General features: G+C 53.1%; 19 protein-coding genes and 1 other annotated feature. Of the genes, 14 read left to right on the plus strand and 5 right to left on the minus strand.

Features of this window, described 5'->3' with window-relative positions; genetic code table 11:
- The first annotated feature begins 10 nt into the window (after window positions 1–10).
- A complete protein-coding gene (locus tag L379_RS13515) occupies window positions 11–547 on the plus strand; it encodes a YniB family protein (RefSeq protein WP_015570741.1) in 537 nt (178 codons plus the stop codon).
- Between the two features lie 36 nt (window positions 548–583).
- On the opposite strand, the gene L379_RS13510 is transcribed toward L379_RS13515, so the two are convergent.
- The 3 genes from L379_RS13510 to pfkB form a co-directional block, all read right to left on the minus strand.
- Window positions 584–1,444, minus strand: a complete 861-nt coding sequence (locus tag L379_RS13510; RefSeq protein WP_015570740.1) for a fructosamine kinase family protein — start codon at window positions 1,442–1,444, stop codon at window positions 584–586.
- A gap of 105 nt (window positions 1,445–1,549) precedes the next feature.
- Window positions 1,550–1,840: a type V toxin-antitoxin system endoribonuclease antitoxin GhoS gene (gene ghoS / locus L379_RS13505; protein ID WP_003857822.1), complete on the minus strand. Its 291-nt coding sequence runs from the start codon at window positions 1,838–1,840 to the stop codon at window positions 1,550–1,552.
- Between the two features lie 91 nt (window positions 1,841–1,931).
- Window positions 1,932–2,864, minus strand: a complete 933-nt coding sequence (pfkB, locus tag L379_RS13500; protein WP_032653281.1) for a 6-phosphofructokinase II — start codon at window positions 2,862–2,864, stop codon at window positions 1,932–1,934.
- Window positions 2,865–3,160: 296 nt separating this feature from the next.
- Here pfkB and L379_RS13495 point away from each other — a divergent pair, with 296 nt between their 5' ends.
- On the plus strand, window positions 3,161–3,919 hold the full coding sequence (locus L379_RS13495; RefSeq protein ID WP_032655590.1) for a DUF481 domain-containing protein: 759 nt from the start codon (window positions 3,161–3,163) through the stop codon (window positions 3,917–3,919).
- 264 nt (window positions 3,920–4,183) lie between these two features.
- A complete protein-coding gene (locus L379_RS13490; protein ID WP_015570736.1) occupies window positions 4,184–4,417 on the plus strand; it encodes a YdgH/BhsA/McbA family protein in 234 nt (77 codons plus the stop codon).
- 149 nt (window positions 4,418–4,566) lie between these two features.
- Here L379_RS13490 and yniD read toward each other — a convergent pair whose 3' ends face one another.
- Complete coding sequence (yniD, locus tag L379_RS25840) at window positions 4,567–4,674, minus strand: small membrane protein YniD (RefSeq protein WP_003857815.1); 108 nt, start codon at window positions 4,672–4,674, stop codon at window positions 4,567–4,569.
- A 98-nt stretch (window positions 4,675–4,772) separates the two neighbouring features.
- Window positions 4,773–4,865, minus strand: coding sequence for a stress response membrane protein YncL (yncL, locus tag L379_RS24950; RefSeq protein WP_071842885.1), 93 nt, complete (start codon window positions 4,863–4,865; stop codon window positions 4,773–4,775).
- 321 nt (window positions 4,866–5,186) lie between these two features.
- Here yncL and thrS point away from each other — a divergent pair, with 321 nt between their 5' ends.
- The 11 genes from thrS (at window position 5,187) to btuD (ending at window position 14,781) form a co-directional block, all read left to right on the plus strand.
- Window positions 5,187–7,115, plus strand: coding sequence for a threonine--tRNA ligase (thrS, locus tag L379_RS13485; RefSeq protein WP_003857814.1), 1,929 nt, complete (start codon window positions 5,187–5,189; stop codon window positions 7,113–7,115).
- A 3-nt stretch (window positions 7,116–7,118) separates the two neighbouring features.
- Window positions 7,119–7,661 (plus strand): translation initiation factor IF-3, encoded by a 543-nt coding sequence (infC, locus tag L379_RS0123995; RefSeq protein ID WP_023616141.1) that lies wholly within the window; start codon window positions 7,119–7,121, stop codon window positions 7,659–7,661.
- Between the two features lie 97 nt (window positions 7,662–7,758).
- Window positions 7,759–7,956 carry a 50S ribosomal protein L35 gene (gene rpmI / locus L379_RS13480; RefSeq protein ID WP_001124225.1) on the plus strand — a complete coding sequence of 66 codons (198 nt, stop codon included), beginning with the start codon at window positions 7,759–7,761 and terminating at the stop codon, window positions 7,954–7,956.
- 50 nt (window positions 7,957–8,006) lie between these two features.
- Window positions 8,007–8,363, plus strand: a complete 357-nt coding sequence (gene rplT / locus L379_RS13475) for a 50S ribosomal protein L20 (protein WP_000124850.1) — start codon at window positions 8,007–8,009, stop codon at window positions 8,361–8,363.
- A gap of 116 nt (window positions 8,364–8,479) precedes the next feature.
- Window positions 8,480–8,604: a sequence feature (Phe leader region), on the plus strand.
- On the plus strand, window positions 8,485–8,529 hold the full coding sequence (gene pheM / locus L379_RS25845; protein WP_001386830.1) for a pheST operon leader peptide PheM: 45 nt from the start codon (window positions 8,485–8,487) through the stop codon (window positions 8,527–8,529). (Overlaps the previous feature by 45 nt.)
- Window positions 8,605–8,666: 62 nt before the next feature.
- Window positions 8,667–9,650 (plus strand): phenylalanine--tRNA ligase subunit alpha, encoded by a 984-nt coding sequence (gene pheS / locus L379_RS13470; protein WP_003857809.1) that lies wholly within the window; start codon window positions 8,667–8,669, stop codon window positions 9,648–9,650.
- 15 nt (window positions 9,651–9,665) lie between these two features.
- Window positions 9,666–12,053, plus strand: coding sequence for a phenylalanine--tRNA ligase subunit beta (gene pheT / locus L379_RS13465; RefSeq protein WP_032653284.1), 2,388 nt, complete (start codon window positions 9,666–9,668; stop codon window positions 12,051–12,053).
- A gap of 4 nt (window positions 12,054–12,057) precedes the next feature.
- Window positions 12,058–12,357 carry an integration host factor subunit alpha gene (ihfA, locus tag L379_RS13460; RefSeq protein WP_003857805.1) on the plus strand — a complete coding sequence of 100 codons (300 nt, stop codon included), beginning with the start codon at window positions 12,058–12,060 and terminating at the stop codon, window positions 12,355–12,357.
- A 103-nt stretch (window positions 12,358–12,460) separates the two neighbouring features.
- Window positions 12,461–13,441, plus strand: a complete 981-nt coding sequence (btuC, locus tag L379_RS13455) for a vitamin B12 ABC transporter permease BtuC (protein WP_032653286.1) — start codon at window positions 12,461–12,463, stop codon at window positions 13,439–13,441.
- A 33-nt stretch (window positions 13,442–13,474) separates the two neighbouring features.
- Window positions 13,475–14,026: a glutathione peroxidase gene (locus L379_RS13450; protein ID WP_017384653.1), complete on the plus strand. Its 552-nt coding sequence runs from the start codon at window positions 13,475–13,477 to the stop codon at window positions 14,024–14,026.
- On the plus strand, window positions 14,026–14,781 hold the full coding sequence (gene btuD, locus L379_RS13445) for a vitamin B12 ABC transporter ATP-binding protein BtuD (RefSeq protein ID WP_032653288.1): 756 nt from the start codon (window positions 14,026–14,028) through the stop codon (window positions 14,779–14,781). The genes L379_RS13450 and btuD overlap by 1 nt, the downstream gene beginning before the upstream one ends.
- Window positions 14,782–14,825 lie beyond the last annotated feature (44 nt).

The following is a 14,825-nucleotide window of genomic DNA, read 5'->3' on the forward strand; positions in this document are numbered from 1 at the left end:
AGAGGAACTAATGACGTATCAACAAGCTGGACGCATCGCGGTCTTAAAACGTATTGCTGGTTGGGTTATTTTCATTCCCGCCCTGATTTCAACGCTGATCTCCGTACTCAAATTTATGTACGATCACAGCGAAAAACAGCCGGGCATCAATGCCGTCATGCTTGATTTTGCGCACGTCATGATTGAGATGATGCGGTTTAATACCCCGTTCCTGAACGTCTTCTGGTTCAACTCGCCCACGCCGGATTTTCACCACCAGCTGAATGTCGGTTTCTGGATAATCTATGCGTTGATATTTATCGCGATGGCGTTGCAGGCCTCCGGCGCGCGCATGAGTCGCCAGACCCGCTTTTTGCGCGAAGGGGTGGAAGACCAGCTGATCCTCGAGAAGGCGAAAGGCCCTGACGGGATGAGCCGCGAGCAGATCGAATCGCGCATTGTCGTTCCGCGTCATACCATTTTTGTGCAGTTTTTCCCGCTCTACATCCTGCCGGTCATTATCATTGTGGCCGGGTATTTCTTCTTTACGCTGCTTGGCTTCCTGTAAATCCTAAGGGAAGGGGCGTGAAGCCGCCCCCTCCCGCTATGCCGCCAGAATGCGGTCCAGCGCCCGCTGGGCATTCACCAGATGACTCCCGCCAAACAAAATAGCCCGGTTTATTAAGGTGTACAGCTGATAAACCGGCTGACGATCAAGGAAACCCGCAGGTAACGGCGAAACAGACTGATAGCCATCATAAATTTGCGGCGGCTGTTCAGGGTGCAACGGCAGCATTGCGAGGTCACATTCTCTGTCGCCCCAATAGCAGGCCGGGTCAAATATATAGGGACCATCAGGCCCAAGTGCACAGTTGTTTGACCATAAATCTCCGTGCAGAAGGGAAGCCTGAGGCTGATGCGAAGCCAGACGCTGCTGAATGTGTTCAACAATCGCGTCGATGTTGCCGAACGCTAATCCCTTTTCAGCGGCCAGCTCCAGCTGCCAGCCGATGCGCTGCTCGGCGAAAAAGGTCGACCAACGGCGCTGCCATGCGTTTGGCTGTGGGGTAGTGGAGAGGTCGTTATCAAAATCGAGCCCGAACTGAGGTTGATCGCTCCACTGGTGCAAACGGGCGATCTGTTGCCCGAGAATAAAGGCGTTGTGCGCATCCAGAGGGCGCGCGGGAAGATAGTTCATCACCAGAAAGCTATAGTCACGATCGCTGCCGACGGCTAAAACCTGCGGAACGGTGACTGTTTTACTGCGCGATAACAGCTCAAGCTGATCGGCTTCGGCAGTAAAAATGGGGAGCAATTCACGCTCATCACATTTAACGAAAAGATCGCGCCCGGCGTAACGTAAATGCCATGCGGCATGGATCTCTCCGCCTGGCAGTTCGTTACGCAGTTCAATTTCACCTTCACCCAGCTGCTCACTTAAAAGATGACTGATAGCCTGCCACATGATGTCTCTCCCATGTTGTCTGCCAGATCATAAAGTTAGCGCAAAACGGCTATAAAAAAACAGGAACTAACGCACAACTGAGCGGTTTAATTTTGTACAGGGCACTTATTGTTCTTTTTTATGCCAGTTTTCCCAGCTATCCACATCAATTTCCGTGGCTTTGTCAGTTACGCTTTCCACCAGGCTACTGGCCAGCGCCTTCACCTCTTCCTGACTCAGCGGGCTTATCAGGCCAAATGCCAGTGAGCCGAGATCGTGAATATTGCCCTCATCGTCCGTCAGCGTGAGCAGAAAATTGGCGCGCGTGAACGCGTTGTTGAGTTCATTCAGTTCGGTCAGCGACGCCTCATGAATATTCACGGTTACGACGTAGCGGGTGATATCACCACTGCTCATAATTCACCTCGTTGTTATCCTGAAAGTTTTCTTAGCATAGTCGATATGCCCTGTTTAGCGACTTCCCCCTCCATGGGAAGGGGAAGCAGGTTCAGCTTCTCTCCAGGTAATCGACAATTTTCTGGGTATCCGCAAGCGAACACAGACGCGTTCCCTGGTTTATGGTGGCTGCACTCCCTGCCGCGACGCCATAGCGTGCCATCTCCAGAAGCGAAGCGCCCTGCGCCAGCTTCAGCACCATCGCGCCAACCATACTGTCACCGGCGCCCACGGTGCTCTGGCTTTTCATCGGCGGTGGCACAACCTGTACAAAGCCCGTCTTGTCGACGGCCAGCGCACCCTGAGGACCGAGAGAGACCACAACGCGATGCGCTTTGCCCGTACGTACCAGCTCTTGTGCGGCAGTACGAACGTCATCAGGCTGGCTGAGTTCTCGATTAACCAGGGCACTGAGCTCTTTCTGGTTAGGTTTAACGAGTTCAAGTTGTCCGGGTTCTAACGCCGCCTTCAGGGCTTCGCCCGAGCTATCGACAATGCAGCGGATGCCGCGCTGGAGCGCTGCCTGAACCAGCGCCGTCAGTTTTTCTGTTTTGACGCCCGGCGGCAGGCTACCGCTGATCACCAGTAATGAGCCGCTTTCAATGGTCAGCACTTTCTCTTCCAGTTGACGAAACTCATCATCGCTTAATTTCGCCCCCGGCATCACAAAACGATATTGCTCGCCGCTGGATTCAACATGGACATGCAGGTTCTGCCGGGTCCAGTCTTTAGCATCGACGGTGTCTACGGCCACCTGTTCATCTGCCAGCAACGCAACCAGATGTTCTCCCGTGGCGCCGCCAGCGGGGAAGATGGCGGTGGCTTTTCCGCCGAGATGGGTAATAGCGCGCGCCACGTTGATGCCGCCGCCGCCCGGCTCAAACACCGGCGCGCTACAGCGCAGCTTACCTTCCGGGTAGATTTGCGGCGTCATGGTCGCGGAGTCGAGGGAAGGGGAGAGTGTCAGCGTATAAATCGAAGCCATCATGACCTCCTTTTATCATGGGTTCTTTTAAGCCTGGCACCGTTTGGCAGGAAGGCAACGTAAATAACAGTATGATTTTAAATATGAATGCTGACAAATAACCTGCGCCGGGCATATAAAATAAAACACGTTTTGGGATCGTTCTTATTCAAAAAATGAAAGAAGAAAATATTGCTATGTTATTTGCGGCTTTTTATAATTTGTTACCTTTCTATGGTCGCCTTGTCATTGATCCGCAAGAAAGTTTCCGAGACCGTGACGGTCTCTTTTTATGTTGTACGGACTCCTTAAATAAAATGAAGCTTTTGAAGACAGTACCCGCAGCACTGATGCTGGCGGGTGGCGTATTTGCGTCACTGAATGCAACCGCCGATGATACCGTTTTTACTGTCATGGACGATCCCTCCACTGCCAAAAAACCCTTTGAAGGTAACGTGAATGCCGGGTATCTGGCGCAATCCGGTAATACGAAAAGCTCCTCCCTGACCGCAGACAGCACCCTGACCTGGTACGGCAACACCACGGCCTGGTCGCTGTGGGGAAATGCCAGCAACACCTCTGCTAACGATCAACGCTCATCAGAGAAATACGCGGTAGGCGCACGTAGCCGATACAACATGACCGATTATGACTACCTGTTCGGGCAGGCGAGTTGGCTGACTGACCGCTACAACGGCTATCGCCAGCGTGATGTCGTAACTGCGGGTTATGGTCGTCAGTTCCTCAATGGGCCGGTGCACAGCCTGCGTTTTGAATTCGGTCCGGGTGTCCGTTACGACGAGTACACCAACGGCGAAGATGAAACCCAGCCGCTGGGTTATGCATCGGGCACCTATGCATGGCAGATTACGGACAACGCAAAATTCACCCAGGGTGTGTCGGTGTTTGGTGCTGAAGATACAACGCTGAACTCAGAAAGTGCGTTGAATGTGGCCATCAACGAACACTTTGGACTCAAGGTGGCGTACAACGTAACCTGGAACTCATCCCCACCTGATTCTGCGCCGGAACATACCGATCGCCGAACCACGATTTCTTTAGGTTATAAAATGTAATATCGTCGGGCCGGGATTATTCTCGGCCCGTTTTTTTATTTTCTGAAACTGTGCTTATTTATATTAAACGGCGTTTTAAAATAATGGGTATGGTTTCATCTTCATAATTTCTCCATAATTAGCCGACCAGGGCTTATTCAGTTTATTTGACACGAATTGATAAATAATTTGACTAGGCAAGAATGTGATCCAGATCTACACTTACGGCACAGGCGAAAAACTCGCCTCAGGCATATCGCATTAAATAAGTATGAGAATAAAATTATGAAAAAAATCAAAACCGCTACAGCAGCTATGGTGCTTTCCGCACTTTCATTTGGCGTATTTGCTGCTGATAATATGACGCAACCTGCCAGTGACGTTAACAGCCCAATCGGGATCGCTAAAGCCTCGGATGTAGAAGCAGGCTCCAACATTGCCCCTGGCTCTCAGTCTACCGGCCAGTCAATGAATGATGCATTTGATGTACACAAGCTGGTGGCAGGTGAGTGGTCCTGATATTTCAACTGCCACGTGTGACGGAATATATACGCTGTCACAGCCTGTCGAAAACCGGATTATGACGTACCGGTTTTGGACCATAAATTATCGTAAAGATAGTTAAGATTTATTCAGTAAATTCACGGCACGTTTTCGCTGACAAAATATTAGCCCCAGATCATTGCGGCCCAGCGCAGCAGCAACATCGCGCCGCAAATAGCAATTAACACCACGACCATTTTCCAGTGCTTCACGGCAAATCTTTTTGTTGGCATAACCTAATCCTTGTCAGTTGATACCCTTAGTCTACCAAAATCTGCGCCAGAAAGCGCTCAACCCTGGACAACAGGTTATGCCGGAACACCGGTTCGGCTTAAAACCAATGGAATCTGTCAGCCAGAATCAATACCAGGCAAGCAGCGGAAAGTAGATTCAATATCACAACGGTTCTGCTGGATACATTCATGTGATACCCCTTCGATGTTTAAGGACCAAGTCAAGAATAGCTCAGCACTTTCGGATTGCGAGCCTCCGTCAGCAAAAGTTCATGAACGCAGACAAAAGGATGAACGGTTCAAACGGTCGCAGAAGGTGCATTCGCCCTTTCAATAGTGTTACCATTACCCTGCTTGCCGTAAATTCGCATTTATCTGAATCGGCAGGTGCATGATGACGAACCAATTTGACGATTGTTGGTCAGATGGTTTCGTAATCTACTGTTTAATCACGATTATTTTCTTTGTATATGCTCTTATGTGTGGGGCATCACTGCAAATAAGGATATAAAATGCCTGTAATTACTCTTCCTGATGGCAGCCAACGCCATTTCGACCATGCTGTTAGCCCAATGGATGTTGCCCTGGATATCGGTCCTGGACTCGCAAAAGCAACCATCGCAGGTCGCGTAAACGGCGAGCTGGTAGACGCGTCCGATCTGATTGAAAGCGATGCAACGCTTGCGATCATCACCGCGAAAGACGAAGAAGGTCTGGAGATCATTCGTCACTCCTGTGCGCACCTGTTAGGCCATGCTATCAAGCAGCTGTGGCCAAACACCAAAATGGCAATCGGCCCGGTTATCGACAACGGTTTCTACTACGACGTTGACCTTGACCACACCCTGACTCAGGAAGATATCGACGCGCTCGAGAAACGAATGCACGAGCTCGCCGAAACCAACTATGACGTCATTAAGAAGAAAGTCAGCTGGCACGAAGCGCGTGAAACCTTCGTGAAGCGCGGCGAGAGCTACAAAGTCTCGATTCTTGATGAAAACATCGCTCATGATGACAAGCCTGGCTTGTACCATCACCAGGAATACGTCGACATGTGCCGTGGACCGCACGTGCCGAACATGCGCTTCTGTCATCACTTCAAACTGATGAAAATCGCAGGCGCTTACTGGCGTGGCGACAGCAACAACAAAATGTTGCAGCGTATTTATGGTACCGCGTGGGCCGATAAGAAGGCCCTGAACGCGTACCTGCAACGCCTGGAAGAGGCGGCTAAGCGTGACCACCGTAAAATCGGTAAGCAGCTTGACCTGTATCATATGCAGGAAGAAGCGCCGGGGATGGTGTTCTGGCATAACGACGGCTGGACTATCTTCCGTGAACTGGAAACGTTCGTGCGCTCCAAGCTGAAAGAGTACCAGTACCAGGAAGTGAAAGGCCCGTTCATGATGGACCGTGTGCTGTGGGAAAAAACCGGCCACTGGGACAACTACAAAGATGCGATGTTCACCACTTCGTCTGAGAACCGTGAATACTGCATCAAGCCAATGAACTGCCCGGGCCACGTTCAGATCTTCAACCAGGGTCTGAAATCCTACCGCGATCTGCCGCTGCGTATGGCGGAATTCGGTAGCTGCCACCGTAACGAGCCATCAGGTGCGCTGCACGGTCTGATGCGTGTTCGTGGCTTTACTCAGGATGATGCGCATATCTTCTGTACTGAAGATCAGGTCCGTGAAGAAGTTAACGCCTGTATTCGTATGGTCTACGATATGTACAGCACCTTTGGCTTCGAGAAGATCGTGGTCAAACTCTCAACGCGTCCGGAAAAACGTATCGGCAGCGATGAGACATGGGATCGCGCAGAGGCGGATCTTGCCGTAGCGCTGGAAGAGAACGGTATTCCGTTCGAATACCAGCTGGGCGAGGGCGCATTCTACGGTCCGAAAATTGAATTTACCCTGTATGACTGCCTCGATCGCGCATGGCAGTGCGGAACGGTACAGCTGGACTTCTCCCTGCCGCAGCGTTTAAGCGCCTCTTATGTTGGCGAAGACAACGAGCGTCAGGTGCCGGTTATGATTCACCGTGCGATTCTCGGTTCACTGGAGCGCTTCATCGGCATCCTGACCGAAGAGTTCGCGGGCTTCTTCCCAACCTGGCTTGCGCCAGTGCAGGTAGTGGTGATGAACATTACCGATTCTCAGGCGGATTACGTTAAAGAATTGACGCAGAAACTACAAAATGCGGGCATTCGCGTAAAAGCAGACTTGAGAAATGAGAAGATTGGCTTTAAAATCCGCGAGCACACTTTACGTCGTGTCCCGTATATGTTGGTCTGTGGTGATAAAGAGGTGGAAGCAGGCAAAGTTGCCGTTCGCACCCGCCGTGGTAAAGACCTGGGGAGCCTGGACGTAAGTGAAGTGATTGAGAAGCTGCAACAAGAGATTCGCAGCCGCAGTCTTCAACAACTGGAGGAATAAGGTATTAAAGGCGGAAAACGAGTTCAAACGGCACGTCCGAATCGTATCAATGGCGAGATTCGCGCCCAGGAAGTTCGCTTAACAGGTCTGGAAGGCGAGCAGCTGGGGATTGTGAGTCTGAGAGAAGCGATCGAAAAGGCTGAAGAAGCTGGAGTAGATTTAGTTGAAATCAGCCCTAACGCCGAACCGCCAGTTTGTCGTATCATGGACTACGGCAAGTTCCTTTATGAAAAGAGTAAGTCTTCTAAGGAACAGAAGAAGAAGCAAAAAGTTATCCAGGTTAAGGAAATTAAATTCCGTCCTGGTACCGACGATGGCGATTATCAGGTAAAACTCCGCAGCCTGATTCGCTTTCTGGAAGATGGCGATAAGGCCAAGATCACGCTGCGTTTCCGCGGTCGTGAGATGGCCCACCAACAGATTGGTATGGAAGTGCTTAACCGCGTCCGTGACGATCTGAGTGAACTGGCAGTAGTCGAATCCTTCCCTACGAAGATCGAAGGCCGCCAGATGATCATGGTGCTCGCTCCTAAGAAGAAACAGTAAGGCCTTCAAGCAGCAAAATCTGTGGAGCCTTCGGGCCCCATAGGTTTTGTTCGCCTATGTTTCGTTTATTTAACAATGCGAAGTGGAAGTTATTAAAATGCCAAAAATTAAGACCGTACGCGGTGCTGCTAAGCGCTTCAAAAAAACCGGTAAAGGTGGTTTTAAGCACAAGCACGCTAACCTGCGTCACATTCTGACTAAGAAAGCTACCAAGCGTAAACGTCACCTGCGTCCAAAAGCCATGGTTTCTAAAGGCGATCTGGGCCTGGTCATCGCGTGCCTGCCGTACGCATAAGTCGTTAACGTTTAACTTTTTTAACTTAGAATAGATACAGGAGAGCACACATGGCTCGCGTAAAACGTGGTGTAATTGCACGTGCACGTCACAAGAAAATTTTGAAACAAGCTAAAGGCTACTACGGTGCGCGTTCACGCGTATACCGCGTTGCCTTCCAGGCTGTTATCAAAGCAGGTCAGTACGCTTACCGTGACCGTCGTCAGCGTAAGCGTCAGTTCCGTCAACTGTGGATTGCGCGTATCAACGCAGCAGCACGTCAGAACGGTATTTCTTACAGCAAATTCATCAACGGCCTGAAAAAAGCCTCTGTTGAAATCGACCGTAAGATCCTGGCTGACATCGCAGTATTCGACAAAGTAGCGTTCACCGCTCTGGTCGAAAAAGCGAAAGCAGCACTGGCATAAGCCAGTTGAGAGAGGGGGCTTTGCCTCCTCTTTTCATTTAACACCATCAGAAGATTGACATTTATCCGTGCAGGCTTTTCAATAAGGTCTAACGGTTTTTACCCTACAAGGTAACGCAAGCATGAATGCTGCTATTTTCCGCTTCTTCTTTTACTTTAGCACCTGACTTCAGGAGGCTAGCGCGTGAAAGATGAAACGAAAAACAGCGCCAGATAAGCCTCCCGATGGAGGCTTTTTTTGTGCCTGAAGTTAAGAGAATACGTCCAACAATTCGGTGTCTGCACCGACATAATGAGGAAAACCATGTCACATCTCGCAGAGCTGGTTGCCAGTGCAACGGCCGCCATTAACCAGGCCTCAGATGTTGCCGCGTTAGACAATGTCCGCGTCGAATATCTGGGCAAGAAAGGGCATTTGACCCTTCAGATGACTACCCTGCGTGAACTGCCAGCAGAGGAGCGCCCGGCAGCCGGTGCAGTGATTAACGAAGCCAAAGAGCAGGTACAGCAGGCGCTGAACGCGCGTAAAGCCGAGCTGGAAAGCGCAGTACTGAATGCGCGTCTGGCGGCAGAAACGATTGACGTTTCTCTGCCGGGTCGTCGTATTGAAAACGGCGGTCTGCATCCGGTGACTCGTACTATCGATCGTATTGAAAGTTTCTTCGGTGAGCTCGGCTTTACCGTGGCGACTGGCCCGGAAATTGAAGATGACTACCACAACTTCGATGCCCTGAACATTCCTGGCCATCATCCGGCACGTGCTGACCACGACACTTTCTGGTTTGACGCTACCCGTCTGCTGCGTACTCAGACTTCCGGCGTTCAGATCCGTACCATGAAGGAGCAGGAGCCGCCAATCCGCATCATCGCGCCGGGTCGCGTATACCGTAACGACTACGATCAGACCCACACCCCAATGTTCCACCAGATGGAAGGTCTGATTGTTGATAAAAACATCAGCTTTACCAACCTGAAAGGCACGCTGCACGATTTCCTGAACAACTTCTTTGAGGAAGATTTGCAGGTTCGCTTCCGTCCGTCCTACTTCCCGTTCACCGAACCGTCTGCGGAAGTTGACGTGATGGGTAAAAACGGCAAATGGCTGGAAGTGCTGGGCTGCGGCATGGTGCATCCAAACGTGCTGCGCAACGTGGGTATCGATCCGGAAGTGTATTCCGGCTTTGCGTTCGGTATGGGCATGGAGCGTCTGACCATGCTGCGCTACGGCGTAACCGATTTACGTGCGTTCTTCGAAAACGATCTGCGTTTCCTCAAACAGTTTAAATAAGGGCAGGACAGAACAATGAAATTCAGTGAACTGTGGTTACGCGAATGGGTGAACACCACGCTGGACAGCGACGCGCTTTCCAACCAGATCACCATGGCGGGTCTGGAAGTTGACGGTGTAGAGCCGGTTTCTGGCGCCTTCACCGGCGTGGTCGTGGGCGAAGTGGTTGAATGCGGTCAGCACCCTAACGCTGACAAACTGCGCGTAACAAAAGTCAATGTGGGCGGTGACCGTCTGCTGGATATCGTCTGCGGTGCGCCAAACTGCCGTCAGGGCCTGAAAGTGGCCGTGGCGACCGTCGGTGCGGTGCTGCCGGGCGATTTCAAAATCAAAGCGGCTAAGCTGCGCGGTGAGCCGTCTGAAGGCATGCTGTGCTCCTTCTCCGAACTGGGTATTTCCGACGATCACTCTGGCATTATTGAATTGCCGCAGGATGCGCCAGTTGGTACTGATATCCGCGAATACCTGACGCTTGATGACAACACCATCGAAATCAGCGTAACGCCAAACCGTGCTGACTGTTTAGGCATCATCGGTGTGGCCCGCGACGTGGCCGTGCTGAACCAGACTGAACTGAACGTGCCGGAGATCGCTCCGGTTGAGGCAACCATCAGTGACGTGCTGCCGATACAGGTAGACGCGCCTGAGGCCTGCCCACGCTACCTCGGTCGTGTGGTGAAAGGTATTAACGTTAAAGCGCCAACCCCGCTGTGGATGAAAGAGAAACTGCGTCGCTGCGGTATCCGTTCTATCGATGCGGTCGTCGACGTCACCAACTATGTTCTGCTGGAGCTGGGCCAGCCAATGCACGCCTTTGATAAAGATCGTATCGAAGGTGGGATCGTCGTGCGCATGGCGAAAGAGGGAGAAACCCTGGTTCTGCTGGACGGCAGCGAAGCGAAACTGAACGCTGACACCCTGGTGATTGCCGATCACAACAAAGCGCTGGCGATGGGCGGGATCTTCGGCGGCGAGCACTCTGGCGTCAACGACGAGACGCAAAACGTCCTGCTGGAATGCGCGTTCTTCAGCCCGCTCTCCATCACCGGCCGCGCACGCCGTCACGGTCTGCACACTGATGCTTCTCACCGCTACGAGCGTGGCGTGGATCCTGCGCTGCAATACAAAGCGATGGAGCGTGCGACTCGCCTGCTGATCGACATCTGCGGCGGCGAAGCGGGTCCGGTTATCGATGTGACCACCGAAGCGACGCTGCCGAAGCGTGCGACCATTACCCTGCGCCGCAGCAAACTGGATCGTCTGATTGGTCACCACGTTGCCGATGCGCAGGTGACCGACATTCTGACGCGTCTGGGCTGCGAAGTTACTGAGGGTCAGGACGAGTGGAAAGCCGTTGCGCCGTCCTGGCGTTTTGACATGGAGATCGAGGAAGATCTGGTGGAAGAAGTGGCCCGCGTTTACGGCTACAACAACATCCCTGACGAGCCGGTGCAGGCGGGTCTGGTGATGGGCAGCCATCGCGAGGCCGATCTGTCTCTGAAGCGTGTGAAAACCATGCTGAACGACAAAGGCTACCAGGAAGTGATCACCTACAGCTTCGTTGATCCTAAGCTGCAACAGCTGATCCACCCGGCTCAGGAAGCGCTGATCCTGCCAAGCCCGATTTCCAGCGAGATGTCAGCGATGCGTCTGTCCCTGTGGACGGGGCTGCTGGGTACTATCGTTTATAACCAGAACCGTCAGCAAAACCGCGTGCGTATTTTCGAAAGCGGTTTGCGCTTTGTACCGGATACTCAGGCGAATTTAGGCATCCGTCAGGATCTCATGCTGGCCGGCGCCATCAGCGGTAACCGCTTTGAAGAGCACTGGGACCTGGCAAAAGGGACGGTTGATTTCTACGATATGAAGGGCGATCTGGAAGCGATTCTCGATCTGACCGGTAAATTATCCGAAATTGAATTCCGCGCAGAAGCGATTCCAGCCCTGCATCCGGGTCAGAGTGCGGCGATCTATTTAGACGGCAAACGTGTTGGTTTCATTGGGGTTGTTCACCCGGAACTGGAACGTAAGCTGGATCTGAATGGCCGTACCATCGTATTCGAACTGGAGTGGAACCCGGTTGCAGACCGCGTCATTCCTCAGGCGCAGGACGTCTCCCGCTTCCCGGCAAACCGCCGTGATATCGCGGTTGTGGTCGCTGAAAATGTGCCCGCAGCAGATATTTTGGCCGAATGTAAGAAAGTTGGCGTAAATCAGGTAGTTGGCGTAAACTTATTTGACGTGTACCGCGGCAAGGGCGTAGCAGAAGGTTTCAAGAGCCTCGCTATTAGCCTTATCCTTCAGGATACCAGCCGTACACTCGAAGAAGAGGAGATTGCCGCTACCGTCGCCAAATGTGTAGAGGCATTAAAAGAGCGATTCCAGGCATCATTGAGGGATTGAACCTATGGCGCTTACAAAAGCTGAAATGTCAGAATATCTGTTTGATAAGCTTGGGCTTAGCAAACGGGATGCCAAAGAGCTGGTAGAGCTGTTTTTCGAAGAGATCCGTCGTGCTCTGGAAAATGGTGAGCAGGTTAAACTCTCCGGCTTTGGCAATTTTGATTTGCGAGACAAAAACCAACGTCCGGGCCGTAACCCGAAGACGGGGGAAGATATTCCCATTACAGCCCGCCGCGTGGTGACCTTCAGACCCGGACAGAAGTTAAAAAGCCGTGTCGAAAACGCAACGCCCAAAGCAGAGTAATATGAACTAACTAAAAAGGCCGCTCACGCGGCCTTTTTTCTTTGCGCTATTTGCTAAACCCGCCGTAAAATCAATGATATCTCAACCGGATAACCTATCGTCTATGCTTGATCTTGCCCGCCGCCAGCACCGCTCCGATCTTCGCCGCCTGTGTCTGCTCGGGGTGCTGTTGATTGTCGCCACCACCGTCAGCCTGTGTGCGGGCGATCGGTGGCTGGGGCCGGAAAGCTGGTTTACGCCTGAAGGACAGCTCTTTGTCTGGCAGATCCGCCTGCCGCGGACGTTGGCTGTCCTTTTAGTCGGCGCTGCGCTGGCGCTGTGCGGCACGATCATGCAGGCATTATTTGAAAACCCTCTGGCGGAACCCGGGCTTCTCGGGGTCTCGAATGGCGCAGGCGTCGGGCTTATCGCCGCCGTGATGCTGGGGGGAGGCGAGCTCTCCGGCTGGGGGATTAGCCTCAGCGCCATCCTTGGCGCGCTGTTGATAACCCTTATCCTTCTGCGCTTTGCCCGCCGCCACATATCCACCAGTCGGCTGCTGCTTGCCGGGGTAGCGTTGGGGATCATCTGTAGTGCGCTGATGACCTGGGCCGTCTACTTCTCCACCTCCTTCGATCTGCGCCAGTTAATGTACTGGATGATGGGGGGATTTGGGGGTGTTGACTGGCGTCAGGGGTGGCTGATGGTGCTCCTGATCCCGGTCATCCTGTGGACGGCGTTCCAGGCGCAGCCTCTTAATATTCTCGCGCTGGGCGAAACGTCTGCTCGCCAGCTCGGGATGCCGATTGGATTCTGGCGCAACGTGCTGGTTATCGCCATTGGCTGGATGGTAGGCGTAAGCGTGGCGCTGGCGGGGGCGATTGGCTTTATTGGGCTGGTGATCCCGCATATGCTGCGCCTGTGCGGCATTACGGACCACCGAACCCTGCTCCCGGCCTCGGCGGTTGCCGGGGCGGCAACGCTGCTGATTGCCGATATCATCGCCCGGCTCGCCCTGACGGCCGCTGAGTTGCCCATAGGCGTGGTGACCGCAACGCTGGGCGCGCCGGTCTTTATCTGGCTACTATTAAAAGCTGGACGTTAAAACACAACCAGTAAGTCAACCTGAGGGAATGCTATGCAGTCTGATATTCTGAATACCGAAGTGACGACCATTGACGGCGAGAAAACCACGCTGGAAGGCTACAAGGGCAAGGTGCTGCTCATCGTGAACGTGGCGTCGAAATGTGGCCTTACGCCGCAGTATGAACAGCTGGAAAACATTCATAAAGCCTGGGAAAAAGACGGCTTTACCGTACTCGGCTTCCCGTGCAACCAGTTCCTGGGCCAGGAGCCGGGTAGCGAAGAGGAGATTAAGACCTTTTGCAGCACAACCTATGGCGTGACGTTCCCGATGTTCAGCAAAATTGACGTGAACGGTGAAAATCGTCATCCGCTGTATGCCAAACTGGTGGCCGCGGCGCCGACCGCCGTTGCGCCTGAAGAGAGTGGTTTCTATGAGCGTATGGCAAGTAAAGGCCGCGCGCCGCTCTATCCGGACGATATTCTGTGGAACTTCGAAAAATTCCTGATTGGCCGTGACGGTGAGGTCGTGCAGCGTTTTTCGCCTGACATGACGCCTGAAGATCCTATCGTGATGGAATCAATCAAGCTGGCGCTGGCGAAATAATGACGCTGCTGATGCAGCTCACGGACGTTGCCGGGAAGGGACGTCTTGAGCCTGTGACTGCCGCAGTCAACGCAGGTGAAATCCTTCACCTGGTTGGGCCAAACGGCGCCGGAAAAAGCACGCTGCTGGCGCGTATGGCGGGGCTGACCAGCGGGGAAGGGGAGATTACCTTCCTCGGGCAATCGCTCGTCGACTGGCTACCCGCTACACTTGCCTCCCGTCGAAGCTATCTGGTTCAGCAGCAGGTTCCGCCCTTTGCGATGCCCGTCTGGCACTACCTGACGCTGCATCTGCCTGACAAAAATCAGGTGGGATTGCTCAACGAGGTTGCTGCGGCACTCGGGTTAGACGACAAGCTTACCCGGCAGGCAAATCAGCTTTCCGGCGGCGAGTGGCAGCGCGTGCGTCTGGCGGCCGTTATCCTTCAGATCCATCCGGCGGGAAATCCTCACGGGCGGTTGCTGCTGCTGGACGAGCCGATGAGTGGGCTGGACGTTGCCCAGCAGGCAGCGCTGGATACCCTGCTCAGCGCGCTATGTCGCAAGGGGATCGCCATTGTGATGAGCAGCCATGATTTAAACCATACGTTGCGCCACGCGCATCGGGTGTGGTTGCTGGCGCGTGGCAAGCTGATTGCCAGCGGAACGCGCGACAGCGTGCTGACGGCCGCCAATCTTGCGAGCGCTTACCACATGTCGTTCCGGAGGCTGGATATTGAAGGCCACAAGATGCTCATTTCCACGGCGCAGGAATAACCTTTCTTGCACAGCTGCATAGATGCACGCTAAATTACCGAAAG

Source organism: Enterobacter sp. MGH 33 (genome assembly GCF_000534535.1).
Lineage (GTDB): Bacteria > Pseudomonadota > Gammaproteobacteria > Enterobacterales > Enterobacteriaceae > Enterobacter > Enterobacter hormaechei_C.

What these genes read in the sequence shown, in the direction of transcription:
- pfkB (WP_032653281.1), bottom strand. Translation starts at nt 2,864, where the DNA reads ATGGCTTCGATTTATACGCTGACACTCTCCCCTTCCCTCGACTCCGCG.
- ghoS (WP_003857822.1), bottom strand. Translation starts at nt 1,840, where the DNA reads ATGAGCAGTGGTGATATCACCCGCTACGTCGTAACCGTGAATATTCAT.
- L379_RS13510 (WP_015570740.1), bottom strand. Translation starts at nt 1,444, where the DNA reads ATGTGGCAGGCTATCAGTCATCTTTTAAGTGAGCAGCTGGGTGAAGGT.
- yncL (WP_071842885.1), bottom strand. Translation starts at nt 4,865, where the DNA reads ATGAATGTATCCAGCAGAACCGTTGTGATATTGAATCTACTTTCCGCT.
- yniD (WP_003857815.1), bottom strand. Translation starts at nt 4,674, where the DNA reads ATGCCAACAAAAAGATTTGCCGTGAAGCACTGGAAAATGGTCGTGGTG.
- btuC (WP_032653286.1), top strand. Translation starts at nt 12,461, where the DNA reads ATGCTTGATCTTGCCCGCCGCCAGCACCGCTCCGATCTTCGCCGCCTG.
- L379_RS13490 (WP_015570736.1), top strand. Translation starts at nt 4,184, where the DNA reads ATGAAAAAAATCAAAACCGCTACAGCAGCTATGGTGCTTTCCGCACTT.
- L379_RS13515 (WP_015570741.1), top strand. Translation starts at nt 11, where the DNA reads ATGACGTATCAACAAGCTGGACGCATCGCGGTCTTAAAACGTATTGCT.
- pheT (WP_032653284.1), top strand. Translation starts at nt 9,666, where the DNA reads ATGAAATTCAGTGAACTGTGGTTACGCGAATGGGTGAACACCACGCTG.
- thrS (WP_003857814.1), top strand. Translation starts at nt 5,187, where the DNA reads ATGCCTGTAATTACTCTTCCTGATGGCAGCCAACGCCATTTCGACCAT.
- ihfA (WP_003857805.1), top strand. Translation starts at nt 12,058, where the DNA reads ATGGCGCTTACAAAAGCTGAAATGTCAGAATATCTGTTTGATAAGCTT.
- L379_RS13450 (WP_017384653.1), top strand. Translation starts at nt 13,475, where the DNA reads ATGCAGTCTGATATTCTGAATACCGAAGTGACGACCATTGACGGCGAG.
- L379_RS13495 (WP_032655590.1), top strand. Translation starts at nt 3,161, where the DNA reads ATGAAGCTTTTGAAGACAGTACCCGCAGCACTGATGCTGGCGGGTGGC.
- rplT (WP_000124850.1), top strand. Translation starts at nt 8,007, where the DNA reads ATGGCTCGCGTAAAACGTGGTGTAATTGCACGTGCACGTCACAAGAAA.
- pheS (WP_003857809.1), top strand. Translation starts at nt 8,667, where the DNA reads ATGTCACATCTCGCAGAGCTGGTTGCCAGTGCAACGGCCGCCATTAAC.
- btuD (WP_032653288.1), top strand. Translation starts at nt 14,026, where the DNA reads ATGACGCTGCTGATGCAGCTCACGGACGTTGCCGGGAAGGGACGTCTT.
- rpmI (WP_001124225.1), top strand. Translation starts at nt 7,759, where the DNA reads ATGCCAAAAATTAAGACCGTACGCGGTGCTGCTAAGCGCTTCAAAAAA.